At 36.4% G+C, this 2,300-nt stretch carries 2 protein-coding genes; both read right to left on the reverse strand.

The window, feature by feature from the left end; translation table 11 throughout:
* Positions 1-336: 336 nt before the first annotated feature.
* A complete protein-coding gene (locus Q7P22_RS04925; RefSeq protein ID WP_303861389.1) occupies positions 337-843 on the reverse strand; it encodes a hypothetical protein in 507 nt (168 codons plus the stop codon).
* Positions 844-1,735: 892 nt separating this feature from the next.
* The coding region (locus tag Q7P22_RS04930) for a phage tail tape measure protein (RefSeq protein ID WP_303861392.1) at positions 1,736-2,300 on the reverse strand (565 nt) is incomplete at its 5' end.

Genomic DNA, 2,300 nt, shown 5'->3' on the forward strand with positions numbered 1-2,300 from the left:
TTTGATTCTGTCCACGTTTTTAAATGCAGCGGCTAATTGTGAACGCAATAGTCACGTGAGTCGTTAATTCACGCAGTTCTCTTATGAACTTCTTTATGTCTCCATAAAGGCTAGACTATATCATCACCTATCATGCTTACGCACATTGAGGTGTCCCCTAATTCCACTTAACTACAAGTGTACTTCCTTATGGAATAGTCGTTGAACCTTATCTTTCGATCTTGGCTGCTGATTGTCACCTATTAAGATGTTTAGGATTTAACCTTGCATCGTCTAATTGATTTTTTCTACTTTCGTAGCATTCACACTTATACCCATACGATATTATGTTGTAGCTCAATTAGCTCTATGAGTTCCCAGCAATTTAAGGGATTTTCTACACTCTTTATGAATGTAGGGGGTTGTCAATATTCTTCTGAATTGATGATTCATTTGTGAATATTCGTTGCCCCTGTTCTTACCTGCTAGCTTCTCAAGCAATACAGCTTGATCAGCATCTTGCAATTTATTAAATTCATCCGCAATTCCAACTACGATATCATAAGTACTTTTAAACTCATGCTCATTCTTCATGATATCAAAGCCAGTTAGGTTCTTTACTAGACCCTGTAATTGAGACGTGGTTTCATACATACCATCTGTCTCTTCACCAGCATCTTTTAACTCGTTCTTTGCCCCTCGGATACGCATGGAAACTGTTTTCCACATGTTACCAACCATATCCGGATTCTGAACGATCTCATTTGTACCAGCTACTAATGCTATAGATTGCGATAAACTATTGTTTGCAACCTCCAAAGACGAACCTGCTCGCTGGAGGGCGTCTCCTATGCCATCACTCAATGGATAACTGTTACTTTCAGACTAGGCAATCTTACTGACCTTTTTACAAAGGCGATTAGGACTTTCATCCTAATTCTCACGTTTATATTTTCGGATTATAGCGTGATGGTCGGACTGTATGGAGAGTAGGGTGGACAACTTCAATATATGTGTTACCACATACATCCCGCAGTCTCTACGGATAAATTATATTTGCTATTTTTTGTTTTATTATTTCAGTACTCATGGTGTAATCTAATCTTAACAACGGAATATTATGTTCAAAGCAATAGACATTTTTAATTTTATCTCTTTTTTGAGTGTTTAAAAATGCAATTTCTCCACCAAAATATTCAATTGCTTGAAAATGCTGTTTACCGTCATACTCTATTAAATAAAAAACCTCGCCGTCTTTCTGTCCCTGTAAATTATATTTCTTTGAAATCTTTAAAAACTCCCTTATTAATAATTTAGCAAATATAAAGTCTTTCCTCGGTCTGAAGTGTCCCCACCCTTTAACCGATATAGTTGTCAGCTTAGCAACATATTACTATGCTGCTTCGGCAGTGATTTTACCGATAGCAAAATTATTCGAACTGTTACTTCTCCCACTTTGCGATAGGATTATGACCTTTCTTTATGAAAGGCGATAAGGACGTTAATCCTTATTCTTGCGCTTATTGTATTTCAGATTATACGCAAGTCCAGACTGTATATTACAACCTCTTTCTTCTTGAATTAGACGTATCCAAAACAGAAGAGTAGGCTGAATGACTTCAATACGTATGTTACCATACGTATCCCGCAGTCGTTTGGGATTCTTATTAGTTAAGTAGGAGTAATTATGAGGATTTTATTAAATCACGATATTCTGTTATAGACATATCTTGATAAGGAACAATTAATTCAATACTTAACTAACAAGTCTTTCCTCAGTCTTACTTATCCCTAAGCTTTGACTGATATAGTCATTTACTTCACCATACATTACTGTATGGTGCTGGCATATTATTTTACCAGTCTCATTAAATTTATCGACAATACTTATGGCTTTTTCAGCTGGTATGTCAAACGCTCTCATAGTGGATACAATAGACTGACTTGCTTGAGTATTATCCATATTGTCACCTACGTTTTTATACAACGTAGCGACCCTAGATAATTCCTCAGATTCATTCAAATTATATCCTAGCTTACTAAATTCAGCGGTAGACTGAATCATATCACTAACACTAGACCCAAGATCTTTAGCATTAAAAGCTGCCTTATCAAAATACTTATTAATCTGAGTGTCACTGGCATCTGATACTTTTCTTAAATCAATAACAGCGGCATTGACATCCATAACAGCATTAACAGCACCTTTAGCGCCTTGAATCATACCATTCCAGATGTCCGCACCAGTCACCATCGTAGCTACATTCTTGAATCCGTTTTTAATCTGAGTAGTGAATTTTTGTCCACCATAGCCTTCGGTT

The organism is Alkalibaculum bacchi (assembly GCF_937875145.1).
Classification (GTDB): domain Bacteria; phylum Bacillota; class Clostridia; order Eubacteriales; family Alkalibacteraceae; genus Alkalibaculum; species Alkalibaculum bacchi_A.